This is a genomic window from Vibrio harveyi NBRC 15634 = ATCC 14126 = KCTC 12724 (assembly GCF_001591145.1).
GTDB classification, from domain to species: Bacteria; Pseudomonadota; Gammaproteobacteria; order Enterobacterales; family Vibrionaceae; genus Vibrio; species Vibrio harveyi.
The window spans coordinates 1-15,053 of record NZ_BCUF01000053.1 but is presented as its reverse complement, the minus strand read 5'-3'; the positions used below and the strand labels follow the sequence as shown (position 1 = coordinate 15,053).

Annotated in this window: 14 protein-coding genes; 8 read left to right on the top strand and 6 right to left on the bottom strand. The window is 44.8% G+C overall.

From position 1 onward, the window contains the following. The first annotated feature begins 110 nt into the window (after positions 1 to 110). The 4 genes from hrpA (at position 111) to VHA02S_RS21085 (ending at position 5,552) form a co-directional block, all read left to right on the top strand. Positions 111 to 4,148 (top strand): ATP-dependent RNA helicase HrpA, encoded by a 4,038-nt coding sequence (gene hrpA, locus VHA02S_RS21095; RefSeq protein ID WP_080640383.1) that lies wholly within the window; start codon positions 111 to 113, stop codon positions 4,146 to 4,148. Positions 4,149 to 4,211: 63 nt separating this feature from the next. Then, positions 4,212 to 4,352, top strand: a complete 141-nt coding sequence (locus VHA02S_RS26055; RefSeq protein ID WP_009703578.1) for a hypothetical protein — start codon at positions 4,212 to 4,214, stop codon at positions 4,350 to 4,352. A gap of 9 nt (positions 4,353 to 4,361) precedes the next feature. After that, positions 4,362 to 4,841, top strand: coding sequence for an outer membrane beta-barrel protein (locus VHA02S_RS21090; RefSeq protein WP_005451857.1), 480 nt, complete (start codon positions 4,362 to 4,364; stop codon positions 4,839 to 4,841). 195 nt (positions 4,842 to 5,036) lie between these two features. Further along, a complete protein-coding gene (locus tag VHA02S_RS21085; protein WP_038899024.1) occupies positions 5,037 to 5,552 on the top strand; it encodes an outer membrane beta-barrel protein in 516 nt (171 codons plus the stop codon). Positions 5,553 to 5,643: 91 nt separating this feature from the next. Here the strand turns inward: VHA02S_RS21085 and VHA02S_RS21080 are convergent, their stop codons facing one another. The 4 genes from VHA02S_RS21080 to metA all read right to left on the bottom strand — a co-directional run bounded on the left by VHA02S_RS21080 (position 5,644) and on the right by metA (position 9,736). Beyond that, positions 5,644 to 6,051, bottom strand: coding sequence for a hypothetical protein (locus tag VHA02S_RS21080; protein WP_009698055.1), 408 nt, complete (start codon positions 6,049 to 6,051; stop codon positions 5,644 to 5,646). After that, complete coding sequence (locus tag VHA02S_RS21075; RefSeq protein WP_038899023.1) at positions 6,035 to 7,612, bottom strand: S41 family peptidase; 1,578 nt, start codon at positions 7,610 to 7,612, stop codon at positions 6,035 to 6,037. Before VHA02S_RS21075 ends, VHA02S_RS21080 begins: the two co-directional genes overlap by 17 nt. A gap of 305 nt (positions 7,613 to 7,917) precedes the next feature. Next, on the bottom strand, positions 7,918 to 8,646 hold the full coding sequence (gene pilW, locus VHA02S_RS21070; protein ID WP_038899022.1) for a type IV pilus biogenesis/stability protein PilW: 729 nt from the start codon (positions 8,644 to 8,646) through the stop codon (positions 7,918 to 7,920). A 148-nt stretch (positions 8,647 to 8,794) separates the two neighbouring features. Continuing rightward, positions 8,795 to 9,736, bottom strand: a complete 942-nt coding sequence (gene metA, locus VHA02S_RS21065; protein ID WP_038899021.1) for a homoserine O-acetyltransferase MetA — start codon at positions 9,734 to 9,736, stop codon at positions 8,795 to 8,797. Between the two features lie 577 nt (positions 9,737 to 10,313). On the opposite strand from metA, the gene VHA02S_RS21060 reads away from it, so the two are divergent. The 3 genes from VHA02S_RS21060 to VHA02S_RS21050 all read left to right on the top strand — a co-directional run bounded on the left by VHA02S_RS21060 (position 10,314) and on the right by VHA02S_RS21050 (position 12,173). After that, positions 10,314 to 10,715: a DUF6559 family protein gene (locus VHA02S_RS21060; RefSeq protein ID WP_009698050.1), complete on the top strand. Its 402-nt coding sequence runs from the start codon at positions 10,314 to 10,316 to the stop codon at positions 10,713 to 10,715. A gap of 291 nt (positions 10,716 to 11,006) precedes the next feature. Continuing rightward, entirely contained in the window at positions 11,007 to 11,687 is a 681-nt protein-coding gene (locus tag VHA02S_RS21055; RefSeq protein WP_227740468.1) for a hypothetical protein, read from the top strand. Positions 11,688 to 11,840: 153 nt separating this feature from the next. Continuing rightward, on the top strand, positions 11,841 to 12,173 hold the full coding sequence (locus VHA02S_RS21050; protein WP_005451868.1) for a DMT family transporter: 333 nt from the start codon (positions 11,841 to 11,843) through the stop codon (positions 12,171 to 12,173). Positions 12,174 to 12,268: 95 nt separating this feature from the next. Here VHA02S_RS21050 and VHA02S_RS21045 read toward each other — a convergent pair whose 3' ends face one another. Continuing rightward, complete coding sequence (locus VHA02S_RS21045) at positions 12,269 to 13,696, bottom strand: APC family permease (RefSeq protein ID WP_005451870.1); 1,428 nt, start codon at positions 13,694 to 13,696, stop codon at positions 12,269 to 12,271. Positions 13,697 to 14,037: 341 nt separating this feature from the next. Between VHA02S_RS21045 and VHA02S_RS26400 the strand changes: the two genes are divergently transcribed. Beyond that, positions 14,038 to 14,163 (top strand): hypothetical protein, encoded by a 126-nt coding sequence (locus tag VHA02S_RS26400; protein WP_255211851.1) that lies wholly within the window; start codon positions 14,038 to 14,040, stop codon positions 14,161 to 14,163. A gap of 148 nt (positions 14,164 to 14,311) precedes the next feature. Here VHA02S_RS26400 and VHA02S_RS21040 read toward each other — a convergent pair whose 3' ends face one another. After that, a complete protein-coding gene (locus VHA02S_RS21040) occupies positions 14,312 to 14,941 on the bottom strand; it encodes a LysE family translocator (RefSeq protein WP_009698046.1) in 630 nt (209 codons plus the stop codon). Positions 14,942 to 15,053 lie beyond the last annotated feature (112 nt).

Below are 15,053 nucleotides of genomic sequence, written 5' to 3'. Positions count from 1 at the left end.
AACCCGATGGATTCGCTTAAGTTGTTCGAAAAAATTGAATGATTGTTGGATGCCGCTTTCCGTTATCTTGTTCTAGCCCTTATGTGCTACAATCCGCGCAGTTTTATGTAATGAAAAGAATAGGAAACGCTTTGACTTCGTCACAGCCCCCAAAAAAGAATCCCGCTGAAGAGCAAGCGACACCGTCAAATGGTGCGCAAACTGCCAAAGCGAAGCAGGCTAATGCATCTCAAGCACAAGCTTCTCAGAATGCTGCGCCTCAGGCTCAAGTAAATAACGCGGCGTCACTACGCAAGGCACTTAACCAGTGCATGATGCGTGACCGTTTCCGCTTGAGTAAACGAATCTCTGGTGCAAACAAAATCAAAAAAGACGCAGCACGTAACGCTGTGTTTGATGAAATCGCATTAGACATTGCCAAATCCATGATGGTTGTGGAGCAACGTAGTAGCTACAAACCAACGATTGAATACCCTGAAATCCTGCCTGTCAGCCAAAAACGCGACGACATTGCGAAAGCGATCGAAGAAAACCAAGTGGTTATCGTTGCAGGTGAGACCGGTTCAGGTAAAACCACTCAGCTACCAAAAATCTGTGCGGAGCTTGGTCGTGGTAAGTTTGGTCTGATTGGTCATACTCAGCCTCGTCGTCTTGCGGCGCGTTCGGTTGCGAACCGTATTGCCGAAGAGATGGAAACCAAGCTTGGTGAGTTTGTTGGTTATAAGGTTCGATTTAACGATCAGATCTCTGAAAACACCCAAATCAAATTGATGACGGACGGTATCTTGCTGGCTGAAATTCAGCATGACCGTTTCTTGAATCAATACGACACCATCATTATCGATGAAGCGCACGAGCGCAGCCTTAACATCGATTTCATCTTGGGTTACTTGAAAGAGTTGCTGCCACGTCGTCCTGATTTGAAAGTGATCATCACGTCGGCAACCATCGACCCTGAGCGTTTTTCAAAACACTTCAACAATGCACCAATCATTGAGGTGTCAGGTCGTACTTACCCAGTAGAAACGCGTTACCGCCCACTAAGTGGTGATGACGATAATGATCGTGACCAACTTGAAGGTATCTTCGAAGCGGTAGACGAACTGTGCGATGAAGGCTTAGGTGACATCCTGATCTTCATGAACGGTGAGCGTGAAATCCGTGATACCGCTGATGCACTGTCTAAACGTAACCTGAAGAGCACGGAAATTGTGCCGCTTTACGCGCGTTTGTCGGCGGGTGAGCAGAACAAGATTTTCCAACCTCATGCAGGTCGTCGCATTGTACTGGCAACCAACGTAGCAGAAACCTCGTTGACGGTTCCGGGCATCAAATACGTTATCGATCCGGGTACGGCGCGTATCAGTCGATACAGTTACCGCACTAAGGTTCAGCGTCTTCCAATCGAGCCAGTTTCTCAGGCGAGTGCGAACCAGCGTAAAGGTCGTTGTGGTCGTGTGGAAGAGGGTATCTGTATCCGTCTGTACTCAGAGGAAGATTTTGAGTCACGTCCGGAGTTTACCGATCCTGAGATCCTGCGTACCAACCTAGCGTCGGTGATCTTGCAGATGACGGCACTTGGTTTGGGTGACATTCAAGCCTTCCCATTTGTGGAAGCTCCTGATAAACGCAACATTCAAGACGGTGTTCGCCTTCTAGAAGAGCTAGGTGCAATCAATTCTGATGCGAAAGAATCGAAGAAGCGCCTAACTAGCATTGGTCGTCAACTTGCACGCCTTCCAATCGACCCACGTCTAGCACGTATGGTATTGGAATCACCAAAGCAAGGCGCATTGAAAGAAGTGATGATCATCGCAGCGGCATTGTCGATTCAAGACCCGCGTGAGCGTCCAAGTGACAAACAGCAATCATCTGATGACAAGCACAAACGTTTCTTCCATGAAGAGTCAGATTTTCTGACGTTTGTGAACCTGTGGGATTACATCCAGAAGCAGCAAAAAGCGCTGACGGGCAACCAGTTCCGCAAGCAATGCAAACAAGATTACTTGAACTACTTGCGCGTGCGTGAGTGGCAAGATGTGTACTTCCAAATTCACCAGTCGATGCGTGAAATGGAATTCAAACTGAACGATGAGCCTGCGTCTTACCATGGCGTGCACAGCTCAATCCTAGTCGGTTTGTTGTCACACATCGGTATGAAAGACCAAGAGAAGAATGAATACCAAGGCGCGCGTAATGCTCGTTTCCATATCTTCCCTGCATCGGGTCTATTCAAGAAACAACCTAAGTGGATCATGTCTGCTGAGTTGGTGGAAACCTCAAAACTTTGGGGTCGTATCATCGCTAAGATTCAGCCTGAGTGGATTGAACCGTTAGCGAAGCACCTGATTAAGCGCAGCTACAGCGAGCCGCATTGGTCGAAGAAACGTGCAGCAGTCATGGCACACGAGAAAGTGATGCTTTACGGTGTGCCAATTGTGCCGAAGCGTTTGGTGAACTACGGCAGTATCGATCCAACCGTCAGTCGTGAGCTATTCATTCGTAGTGCGCTGGTGGAAGGTGAGTGGGAAACCAAACACGCGTTCTTCAAGCAAAACCGTAAGCTTCTTCAAGAAGTGGAAGAACTTGAACACAAATCTCGTCGTCGTGACATCTTGGTGGATGACGATGAACTGTTTGATTTCTACGACCAACGCGTTGGCACTGAAGTGGTCTCTGGCAAACACTTCGATACGTGGTGGAAGAAAGCATCGAAAGACAACAAAGAGCTGCTGAACTTCGAGAAAGAGATGCTGTTCAAGGGCGATGCAAGCCACGTTACCGACTTGGATTACCCGAACTTCTGGCATCAAAACAACCTGAAACTTAAGCTAAGCTACCAGTTTGAGCCGGGCGATGATAGTGACGGTGTGACGGTACACTTGCCGCTACCGATCTTGAACCAAGTCGAGCCTGCAGGTTTTGACTGGCAGATCCCAGGTCTGCGCCATGAGCTTGTAGTGAGCTTGATTAAATCGCTGCCGAAGACAGTGCGTAAGAACTTTGTTCCTGCGCCAAACTACGCCGATGCTTTCTTAGCGCGTGCAACACCAATGGAAGCGCCACTGCTTGACTCATTAGAGAAAGAGTTGCGTCGAATGACGGGTGTGGAAGTTCTGCGCGAAGATTGGAATATGGATCAAATTCCGGAGCACTTGAAGGTGACTTTCCGCGCGGTTGACCATAGAAATCGCAAGTTGAAGGAAAATAAAGACCTTCACGAATTGAAAGAGAGTTTGAAAGACAAAGTTCAAGAAACCCTTTCAAAAGTAGCGGATGACGACATCGAGCAAGAAGGTCTGCATACGTGGAGCTTTGGCGAACTGCCTAAGGTATACCAACAAAAACGCGGTGGCTACGACGTTAAAGCATACCCAGCGATTGTGGATGCCAAAGACAGTGTTGAAATCAAACTGTACGAGACCGAATACGAGCAGGTCACGGCAATGCAAGCGGGTCAGCGTCGCCTGATCTTGTTGAACGTGCCGTCGCCAATTAAATACCTGCACTCTAACTTACCGAATAAGTCGAAGCTGGGTCTGTACTTTAACCCTTACGGTAAAGTATTGGATCTGATTGATGACTGTATCGCATGTGGTGTCGATAAGCTTATCGAAGAGCAGGGCGGTTTGGTTTGGGAGCCAGAGAAGTTTGACGCACTGAAAGAACACGTTCGTGCTGAGCTGGGTGACACGGTGGTGGACATTGCACAGCAAGTGGAAACTATCCTGACGACGGCTTTCAACATCAATAAGAAGTTGAAAGGCAAGATCGATTTCACCATGGCGTTCGCGCTATCGGACATCAAAGCGCAAATCGAAGGATTGATCTTCAAAGGCTTCGCGACAGAGTGTGGCTGGAAACGCCTGCCAGATATTCTGCGTTACATGCGTGCGATTGAGCGTCGTATGGAGAAGCTGCCGATCGATCCAAACAAAGACCGTTTGCACATGCTGAAAGTGGAATCCGTTACGAGCGACTACAAAGAGCTGCTCAACAAAATTCCGAAAGGTATGGTGATTCCAGAGAACGTGAAAGAGATCCGTTGGATGATCGAAGAGCTTCGAGTGAGCTTCTTTGCTCAACAATTGGGCACGCCGTATCCGGTTTCTGATAAACGAGTCAAAAATGCGATTGATGCTTGCTGATCGATCAGTACAATAGCGGCAGTTTTTCTTGTGGGGTTTACTGACTAATCAATGGGTTGTCCAGTGACAGACGCGATTGGTACAGTAATTGCAGATATTTTCCCACAAGTGTTTTTAAGTCATGAGGGAGGCAATGGTTCGCCTCCCTTATGTTTGCAGTACCAACCTCTGCGTGACGCAGAAGTGGGTAATAATAAAGAGTAAAGGTTGATGATGAAGAAAACTCTATTGGCAGTAGCACTACTAAGTGCTTCTTCTGCAGCAATGGCAGATTCATGGATTTATGGTGGTGCTTCTGTAGGTCAGTCTGACTTCAAAGGTGAAACAGACACGTCTTACTCTGTGCACGTAGGTACAGGTATCCTGCCAATTATCGGTATCGAAGCGGGTATTACTCAGCACGGTGAATTCAAGATTGCAGGTCAAGAAACTAAGCTGACTTCATACTATGCAGCGCTTAAACCAAGCATCGACTTCGGTCCTCTGCACGTTTATGCGAAAGGCGGTATTCACCAGTGGGATAAGAAAGTATCTGGCGGCAAAGACGACGATGATCTAGATCTAATGTACGGTGTAGGTGCGGAATACTTCATTTTCGGTCCTATGTCTGTTGGCGCAAGCTACATGAACTACACAGCGGGCAAAGACGACATCGGTACGTTCTCTCTAAACGCGACACTGCACTTCCTATAATCGACGAGTCTTTCGAAGGTTTGATAAACACCGGCAATATGCCGGTGTTTTTTTGTCTGTAAATCACACAAATAGACATTGAACAAAAATTATTCGTTTCTTGACCTTAAAACCATCAATCTTTCGCATATAGTAATTACCTAACTATGCATCACGTGATGTTCCGTTCTGGAATCGAACAGGAAAGGTATAACTATGAAAACAAAACTCTCGTTATTGGCTTTGGCGCTATGCTCGTCTTCCGCGTTTGCTGACTCTTGGATTTATGCTGGTGGTCAAATCGGTCAGTCTGATATCGCCAGCGAAAACGATACGACTTATGGCGTACATGTGGGTACTGGCATCTTGCCGCTCATTGGTCTCGAAGTGGGCTACTTCAACCATGGCAAAGTAGATTTAAATTTAGCGGGTAGCCGTGGTGATGTGGATCTCTCATCCTTCTATCTCGCGGCAAAACCAAGTATCGACTTTGGTCCTCTGCACGTTTACGCGAAAGGCGGTATCAACGCCTTTAACGTTGAATACAATGGCAACTTAAGCAACCTAGACAAAGACGACGGTGTGTCTTACATGTATGGTGTCGGCGCAGAGTACTTCTTGTTAGATAACATCTCTGTTGGGGCGAGCTATCAAGCTTTTGGTGTTGATATCAATGGTGACAGTGACACCGTAAGTAGTATCACGGGTAACGTGACTTTCCATTTCTTATAAGCGAAACAGTGGGAAGAGCTTCAACGTATTTGAAGGCTTAGAACGAAAAAAGCACGCTGGTACGTACATGAGGTAACAGCGTGCTTTTTACTTAGTCCTGAATCGGATTTGGTCGACACTGTATGTTGGTCAGAGGAATAAACTTATCGCTCTTCTCGTAATACACTCCGCAATCTTCACCTCGTAGTTGCAACGTATATTGATCAGGCAACTCGGTTTCAGCTCCGTTCAATGACACACCTTGCTCATCCATTAATTGTCCAGATACGATCAAAAGATGAGAGTTGGTTTCAAACGTATTTGACGCGATCTTGGGTGGAACTTGATTGCCTTGAATCGTAGTTATTGCGCGCTGAATCTCCGATACTGTGTCACCAGAAGTCTTGATGCTCAATGCATTCACCATATCATCGTTGTTACTTGATGATGAGCAACCCAATAGCATCACACTCATACCCGCTCCGGTAAGCAAGGTCATTGTTTTAGTTAATGTTGACATGAATAGCCTCTTGTCGAAGTGGATCAATCCCTTGATTAAGTGGAGTACCACCTAGCATTGGCATTGCTCTAGGAGCAGGAGCCAATGAAGGCGCAGCAGGGCAGTTACCTGTCGCCATATAGTTGAGAGCGGCAGAAAGCATACCTTCAGAGATATCGCCTAACGGTGCATTCATGTCATCTGCCACAACACAGCCTTCCACTTTGTCATCTATACCAATATTAGACGATACAAGATTTTTTGCCGTAGGGATGAAGCCATCTGCAAAATCACCAAAGCCTTTTGCGTTGATCGATTTAAACTGAATAGTGTAGTAAACGCTGCCACAGTTTGCTTCAGGCGAAAACCCGTAAGGTTTACCAGTGGTCGTTGTTCCGATTTGAATTACGTCGACATCGATACCACGAAGTGCGTTGATCAGAAGCTCGCTGGAAGACGCTGTGTTGTCGGTGGTTAGGACATAAACACGTTTGGCGCTTAGTGTCGGCAAAGATTTGCTTGTTAATCTGCCTGTCGCCCAGTTAATTTCTTTATCGACGAAATTGTAAACTTTACCGCCTTGACCTGACTTTGTGATTTTGTCGTTGTAAACCAATTGCCCAAAGACTTGATTCTGATTTGCCCCCGATAGCATGTAACCGACTTGTGCTGACTGCCAAATCAGACCGCCGCCGTTGTAACGTAAATCCATCACGACTTCGTCGACATTCGACGAAGACAGGCGATTAAACGCATCTATTAATGGTTGTTGAGCTGTTGCTTCGAATGCGTTGAACTGCATATAGCCAACCGTCTTATCTCCGTAGTTGAATACTTTAACGTTTTTAACCGGAGACGTTGCTACATCTTGCGCTTGGATGGTGACAACTTTCACAGCACCGTTCTTATCAAGAAACGTAAAGGTGTAGTCTTGATTGTTATTTGGAGAGAATAGGGTGTTGTTGATGTAATCAACGTCGGTTTGAAGTGGTGAATTAACCACGTCGACGTGATCAATCTTAATCAGTTTGTCGCCGCGCTCGACACCTTTAAGAGCGGCAGGAGAGTTGTCTTCGGTGTAGGCAATTCGAATATCTCGTGGCTCTGTCCCCTGAATAAACTTCCAATTAAAGCCAAACCCAGACACTAAACCAGATTGTTGAGATTTCATGAAAGCATCATAAGAACGAATGTAGTGAAAACGGTCTTTCTTTTGACCCGTTGCGGTTCTTGCTGGCGTTACTAGCGACTTAAAGTAATCGGAAACAGACGCATAGTTGCTTGGATTATTATCTGGAATTTCGTCATACCATAGATAGGTCTCGTGGCTGAAAGCGCGTAAGAACATTTTTTCGTACATGCTTGAGCCAGCTTGGTCCGGGTACGCTTTGCCTGTGTATGGATCAATCCCCGTCCTTACGTTATTACATTGATTGGCATAGCTACTTGCTGATTGAGAAAAATCGCCTGCTGTCCAAGCCGCGCTGCTGGCAGTTGTCGTGCCGTCTCCACCACCGCCACAACCCTGTAACAGTAAAATAGGGAGAGCTGCCAATACTGCTGTGTTTTTATACTTAAACATGGTTTCCCTTACATCTGTGTTAATTGTATACATAAGTCATTCGCGTTGAGCCAAGGATCTTGAGGTCGCTTGGATATAAACATTGACCTTGTATATAAATTCCTTTTACTGAGGCTTGAATGTATAAATAACTGGTTGCATACCGCAAATGGGAATCATCGCAATGTGGGGACGATCACACTCGTTTATGTTGGAAAATCAACGAGCTTCTGTGTGATACAGAAGCTGCTGAATGAAAGGGAGATCGTTATTCTGAGAGGCGGGTGGATGAATGACTCAGGGCGAAGTATAGACTTCACTACCCATCAAGACATTCTGTCCAATTGGTACTGATATTTCTTTTCTAACGCTTCGTTTCCTGCTGCACGTTCAAGTTCTACCATGAGGCGAAGGGAAGGCTTTTTAACACCGTACATTTGGTTAAAGCGCATTAAGCGAATTCGCGCATCGGTGTAGTTGCCACTATCGATTTCAAGTTTAGCCAGTTGAAGAATAGACTTAGGACGGTGAGGGTCATGATCGATTGCGCGAGTGAAATAGTATTTCGCCTTTTCTACATCGTCTGACTTAAGCGCACAAAAACCGGCGTTCTCATAACTTGCAGGGATAAGGTAGTAATAAGGCTGCTCAATTGCACGATTAAACATTTTGTCAGCTTGTTTGTACTCCCCTTGTTTACAAAGGAATGTGCCGTAGTTATTGAGTACGTTTCCGTTCTTCGCGTTTTGGCGTAATGAGCGTTTGTACATTTGTTCCGCTTTGACATCTTCTCCGACAGTTTCGTAATAATGCGCCATAGAGAGTTGTGCACGGTAATAGCTAGGTGCATGGGTTAAGGCTTGTTGAAGGTTATCGTGAGCACGAATCATACTTCCGCTTTCAAGGTAACCTAGACCTAAAGCGATACGTGATTCAGCCATAGCCACAGGATCCGCTTTAACGACAGGGCTTTTACCGTCTTCATTTACGGTCACACATCCCATCAATCCCATCTGTATGACGAGAGTTGCTGCACCAAGCTTTACGATTTTCATTTATTTTTCCTGCGTCCCTGTTCCACAGAGCATGATATGAATTACAGTGCAAAAGCCTAATGAGGAAAAATTACTATGCGATCAGGTTAGCAAACTGATACAAAAAAGCCGCCAGTTGGCGGCTTAGTTCACATTCTAATTCAGCGACTTAATCGTCTTTCGTAAATGCATCTTCACTGAAGTGGTCCAGATCATAAGGCGTTTGTTGGTAAACGCAGTAGTTAAGCCAGTTAGAGAATAGTAAGTGACCATGACTACGCCAACTCGCGCATGGCGGATTATCTGGATTGTTATTTGGGTAGTAATTGATTGGAATTGCAGGTTCCATGCCTTCACCCAGATCGCGAATGTACTCGTTATGAAGAGTATGGGAATCGTATTCAGGATGACCGGTCACAAAGACATTACGTTTGTCTTTGGTTGTTGCCAGATAAACGCCAGCAACATCAGATGTCACGAGAATATCAAGATCAGTGTGCTCTTCTAAAAACTCCGGTGAAAAATCTGCATAGCGAGAGTGCGGCGCTAAAAATGTATCATCGAAGCCTCGTAAAAGGGGATGGTACTGGTGGTGAATGTTATGGTGATATACCCCGGACAGTTTTTCTTTACGTGTTTTCTTTGGCAAGTTGTAGAGAAGCTTCAAACCAGCTTGCGCTGCCCAACACACGTAAAGAGTCGAAGTGACGTGGTCTTTTGCCCACTCCATAATGGTTTTCAAGTGGTCCCAATAGATGACGTCCTCGAACTGAACCAAGCCTAGCGGCGCTCCCGTGATGATAAGACCATCGAAGTTTTTACCTTTTACCATCTCAAACTGGCGGTAGAAGGTATCAAGGTGTTCAGTCGGTGTATTCTTGCTTGGACGATTGTCGATTCGAAGTAGCTCAACATTAACTTGCAAAGGGCTATTGGAAAGTAGGCGAAGAAACTGCGTTTCGGTCTCAATCTTTTTTGGCATCAAATTGAGAATAAGCACTCGCAATGGACGGATTTCCTGACTCGCCGCTCGACTCTCGCTCATCACAAAGATGTTTTCTGTCCTTAATACATCACTAGCGGGTAATTGATCTGGAATTCTAATTGGCACGGCTTTCTCTCCCTAAGCTTAACTTTTTAGACGTCTATACTTCTAAAGCTAACGTAATTGCTTGCGGATGTCGACATGAAATGTGACTTTGAGCGGGATTTCTTTTCATATGGCTCAATCTCAGCAGAAGCTTGCGTTGTAAACCTAAGTGACTCGTTGCCGATTCTTGATTTAGACCCACTAGACCTTTAAATCGCCGCCGCATCTACAAACCAAGTCATTCTCGCGAAACCTAGCATCTCGAGGTTATTTGGGTATACATCTGAGCGACGACAAGAAATCGATAACTCATCTTTATACATCTAGTGGCGAATAATAAGACACGCTATGTTCCATGACAGCTGATGAAATTTAGCTCAGTGCTGTCAGGTCATGTCGATAAGAAAACACAAACTACCAACTGTGATTGCTGCAAGATTTCTGAATACATTTTTGTGAAACACAGAGCGTAGAGTTTGAAGGCAATTATGAGATCGAGTTAGTATAATTTTTGAACCCTAATACTAAAAACACGAAAGGGTTCACCAACTCGTGCTTATGTACACAGTTTGGATAATCATCGTCAGCGGAGGATATCATGTTCGGTATTTTTAAGAGAAAAGAGACCATTCAGAGCATCGCACATCAAGTTCCTAATGTTTTACTTAGAGAGTTTGGCGATAAGAACAGCTACTCACCAGATGAAGTTGATAAGGCGCTATTAGAGCTAGGTCATGAGAAACATCGAGATATGACGCGCTATCAATATGCGTATGGGATGTTTACTAGTCTCGCGAGTTACGAGCAGTTGGGCTTAACGCAAGAGCTCGGTAATTATGGGCACTTCCAACGCGAAGTCGGTAAAATGTTGTTGAATACACCAGAACCTATTGATATGCATATTTACTTTGAGCTTGCTCAACAACATCACTTAAGTGGCGGTCAAGCCAATGTTGGTAATGAAGCCAATGTCGTCGATAGTGTTGATGGCGGTTATTAATTCATTTCCTTGCAGGCTTTCCACACCATTCAGAGCAGAGCTAATAGCGGTATTTCGATGAGCGGGCACAAAGTTCCGAGTGTTACGCTCACTCAAGTTCGTTAGAAGGTACCGTCAAAAGTCCGTAATCTCCTTTTTTAGCTAGCGTATTTTTAGTTTTTCATGCGTGTCTGTGTGCATATTTTGACGTTGGTCAAAAATGTGCCAGTTTCTCTCTCGCTTATATTCATCTTGTCCAATACTAATCTGAAGTTGGCTTTCAGTTTTGGAACAAAGATCATGGAGAGGGATATGCAAAGGTGGCTTAGCGCACTCACACTCGCGGGATTAGCGGGATGCAGTTTGTCTAATGAGATTTATATGGAAGGACGAACTCTTTACTTTAACGGTGAGATTACAGCAGAGAAAGTAACAGAGGCTATTGAGTTAGCAAATGTTCAACCAAATGGTGTGGTTGCCATGATGATTGACAGTGACTCTGGTGAATATCGTCCTGCTATGGAACTTGGACGCTGGGTTTATACCAACCAAGTCCATTTGATCGTCAATGGTACATGTGCGTCTGCCTGTGCGAATTATGTATTAACCGCAGCACCGAGCACCTTAGTGATGAAAGATTCTGATGTACTTTGGTTTGGCGGTGCCATGCAAGATGAATGGGATGTCGACGGCTTTGACCAGAAAGAGCTTGAGCAATGGCAACAGTCGCTCAGCTTATGGCGTCAACATGAGGACGCGTTTTTTGCCTTGGTTGATGTTAACCCTAAGATCACCATGTTTGGTCATATGAATAAACGCGAGAAATTACACAAAGCAGGATGTGATATCGACGATGCGGCGTGGATGTACCATATTGATGATATGCAAAAACTTGGACTGAATAATGTTGTTTATGCAGACCCAGACGCTTTGATCACAGCACGAAAAGATGCACCAGGTTGCGTCATCAATTTGGAAGATTCTGACTTTTGAGTGTGATTATTACACCCGCGTAAATGTGAGTTGCATCACTTTTTATAGCGCGCTGACGGATTTTGATTATAATGCGCCGCTCAGAAATTCGATATGTCATCGAGTTCAGGTTAATTGAGCGTTGATTGCCTTATGTTCAAAATGCTTGTTTCTATGCCTCCATTGGTTGCGTTGTCTATTGCTATCGTGTGTGAGGTGATTGCAACTTCTTCTATTCCTAAAACTGAACAGTTTACCAAGTTGATGCCAAGTACCGTGGTTATTATCGGTTATGGCATCGCTTTCTTTCTATTGTCTGTCACTGTGAAAAGTATGCCTGTTGGTCTTGTGTACGCAATTTGGAGTGGGGCAGGGATTGTTCTTGTTGCTGCGGTTGGCTACTTCCTATACGGACAAAAGCTCGATCTTGCAGCTATCGTCGGTATTGGTTTTATTCTTACTGGCGTAATGATTGTGAACTTGCTGTCTAAGACGGTCGGTCACTAATCCAAAAGTTTATCAATAAAAAAGCCGCGAATGATTCGCGGCTTTTTGTTATCTGAAGAAACACTTTTTTGCTATCTAAAGAAACATTGATCAGATTAATTCGCCATCGCTTCAATCAATTGACCTTGTTGGCGACGCTTACGGTTGCGGTACATCACCGCTGCAATTGCTGGCAAGCTGAAGGCGATAAAGCCAAGAATCAAAGCGTAAGCACCAGTTTGAGCACTAATGCCTGCTGGTACATCGAATGAAACGAAGATAGTTACTAAGCAACTGACCAAGCCAAGTGTTGCGACTAACATCATACCGAACTTGCCGCCAGGCACGCGGAATGGACGTTCAATATCTGCATGTTTACGGCGTGATACCAAGAAGCTTACGAAGATACAGATGTACATCACCATGTAGAGTTGAGTCATTAGAATATTCAATAGCCACATGCCTTGGTTCACGTTTGGTACCAAGATAAACACCAAAGAAAGCACACTCACAATCGCACCTTGTAGCAAAAGAAGTGGAACCGGCGCTTGGTTCTTATTTTCTTTTGATAGCGTCAGTGGCATGAAGTGGTCTTTTGCGGCGACGTGCAGGCTTTTGGTTGGTGCAATGATCCAGTTGTTTAGGCTCGCTAAGCTGCCAAACACAATGGCAAGTGCGATAACTGGCAGCATGAATGACATGTTCAAATCATCAAAGAACGCTTTGAATGCCAGAATTACGCCCTCGCTCAAGCTGGAATGATCGCTCGATACTACGGAAGAGATGGAAAGTGAGCATGCAGTCAAAGAGACTAAAATCAACACAGTTGAAGCAATCAGCGCCTTAGGGTAAGTCTTTTGCGGATTGTCGACTTCACTTGCGTAAGACGTGGTTATCTCAAGTCCTGTTAGAGAAAGCACAACTGCCGTAAAGCCTGCACCAATACCATCTTGCGAGAAATCCGGTAGCCAGTCAGACGCATGACGAAGGGAGATATGTGATTCACTAGGGTTGGTATAAGCCCAGTAGCCGCCCAAGCCGATGATCAGTAGGATAGGGAAGATAAGCCCCAAAGTGCCAAACACATTGGTGATGAGCGAAGACAAACGCAAACCAAAGATGTTGACCAAGGTCAGAGCCCAGAAAATCACGTTAATCATGATCAACATAAAGATGTTGTTTTGTGCCAGTTCAGGGAAGAAAGGGTACGCACCAGTCGCGACGATGAATGAAATGAGCGGTGGGTAGTACACAATGTTCTCGGCATACTGATACCACACGGTCGCAAAACCAAAGTTTGGACCTAACGTCTCTTTACCCCATAAATACACACCGCCTTGTTGCGGATAAGTGGTACTCAATTCTGCACAAACTAATGCGGTTGGAACGAAGAAGCAAAGACCAGCCAATAGAAAGAAAGAGATGGCGTGACTACCAAATAAGGCGGCACCCGGAATGTTCCTTATACTGTCGACGGACGTAACCGTAATCATGATGACAGAAAAGACACTGAGTTTGACGGCGGATTTGGCGATATTGCTCATTCGATACCTTTAATGATTGAGCCACGAGTTCTGGATGCGAACCCGCGTGCTACAAGTAAGACCGGCGTATTGTAGGGCTGCAAGAATCTGTGGGTATATAGCCAAAAATGGTATGTATTTACCCAAAAATGAACCGAAATCTCGGTGGCTTAATCGTAATCAATTTAAACGTTTGCTCTGGTCAAAAAACACAAAATTGAGTTAAAAAATGCATATTAATAAATGTGTTTATAGCGAATTATTTATTACCGAAAATATGGAAATTTAGCGGATTTTTGCCAATGTTTGACTCTCACCTTGGGGGAAGGTCTAGATTGGATACGACCAACAAGTTGTAGAAGATGGAGAAAATGATGGGATGTTGTAATCAAGCACCAAAAGGTGGCACTGGAAAACTATCGTATTTATTAGGTTTAGTCGCAGCACTGTTTGTTGTGATCTTATTGTTGGCTGCGGTATTTGGCTAACATAAAAAGATACCGAATGTACGCTGTTGAACCAAGTCGTGCTCTTTAAATAAGCACTTCGAGGGGGCTTAGGTGTAAGTTAAAACGGTATAAAATAGAAAACACGCCAAAGAGCGTGTTTTTGTTCGTTTAGAAAAACTCGTTGTGTCTAAAACCGAGTATTTGCTAATCCTACGCCGAAAGAGATAAATAATGCACCGCTAACGTAGTTCAACCACTTGCTGGTTTTCGAAGAAGTAAGCAGCACTTTCAATTTCGTTGCGAAGAAAATTACGAATAAATACCAACTTGCCACGATACCTGCTTGTAGTGCTCCTAGAATCATACTCTGCTCAAGAATGTGTTCTGGTTGTACAAACTGTGGGAAAATCGACAGATAAAATAGCACGATCTTCGGGTTAAGAAGGTTAGTGAGTAATCCTTTCACAAAGGCTTGTTTAAGAGTTTGTTCTTCAACTTTACGATCGAGCTTTAACTTCTGGTCAGCCAGTTTAAGACCGCTTTTTAGGTTGTTGATCCCCAACCAAACCAAATACGCAACGCCCATCCATTTAAGAATGTTGAACGCCAATGCCGATTGAGAAAGCAGCAAGCTCAACCCTTTTGCGGATACAAACGCATGAATCATAAAGCCAAGTGCCACACCAAGGATGTTAGCAATGGCAAAGCGGCGGCTCTGCGTCAGTGCAGTAAACAGTATCAACAAGGCATTGGGACCTGGAATTATCGCTAGAAAGAAAACAATTCCGCCGAAAGCCAACAAGGTATCGAGGTTCATGGTTATTCCAATAGAAAGGTTACACGCTGTTTATACACCTGCTTGTGTTTAAAAACAAACGACTATACCCAAGTAACTTCAAGATGCAGGATTCAGAGCGTTGTCATTGATT

Coding starts and splice junctions, on each gene's coding strand:
- pilW (WP_038899022.1), bottom strand. CDS start 8,646: ATGAAAATCGTAAAGCTTGGTGCAGCAACTCTCGTCATACAGATGGGA.
- VHA02S_RS21075 (WP_038899023.1), bottom strand. CDS start 7,612: ATGTTTAAGTATAAAAACACAGCAGTATTGGCAGCTCTCCCTATTTTA.
- VHA02S_RS21080 (WP_009698055.1), bottom strand. CDS start 6,051: ATGTCAACATTAACTAAAACAATGACCTTGCTTACCGGAGCGGGTATG.
- hrpA (WP_080640383.1), top strand. CDS start 111: ATGAAAAGAATAGGAAACGCTTTGACTTCGTCACAGCCCCCAAAAAAG.
- VHA02S_RS21085 (WP_038899024.1), top strand. CDS start 5,037: ATGAAAACAAAACTCTCGTTATTGGCTTTGGCGCTATGCTCGTCTTCC.
- VHA02S_RS26400 (WP_255211851.1), top strand. CDS start 14,038: ATGGAGAAAATGATGGGATGTTGTAATCAAGCACCAAAAGGTGGCACT.
- VHA02S_RS21050 (WP_005451868.1), top strand. CDS start 11,841: ATGCCTCCATTGGTTGCGTTGTCTATTGCTATCGTGTGTGAGGTGATT.
- VHA02S_RS21045 (WP_005451870.1), bottom strand. CDS start 13,696: ATGAGCAATATCGCCAAATCCGCCGTCAAACTCAGTGTCTTTTCTGTC.
- VHA02S_RS21055 (WP_227740468.1), top strand. CDS start 11,007: ATGCAAAGGTGGCTTAGCGCACTCACACTCGCGGGATTAGCGGGATGC.
- VHA02S_RS21060 (WP_009698050.1), top strand. CDS start 10,314: ATGTTCGGTATTTTTAAGAGAAAAGAGACCATTCAGAGCATCGCACAT.
- VHA02S_RS21090 (WP_005451857.1), top strand. CDS start 4,362: ATGAAGAAAACTCTATTGGCAGTAGCACTACTAAGTGCTTCTTCTGCA.
- VHA02S_RS21040 (WP_009698046.1), bottom strand. CDS start 14,941: ATGAACCTCGATACCTTGTTGGCTTTCGGCGGAATTGTTTTCTTTCTA.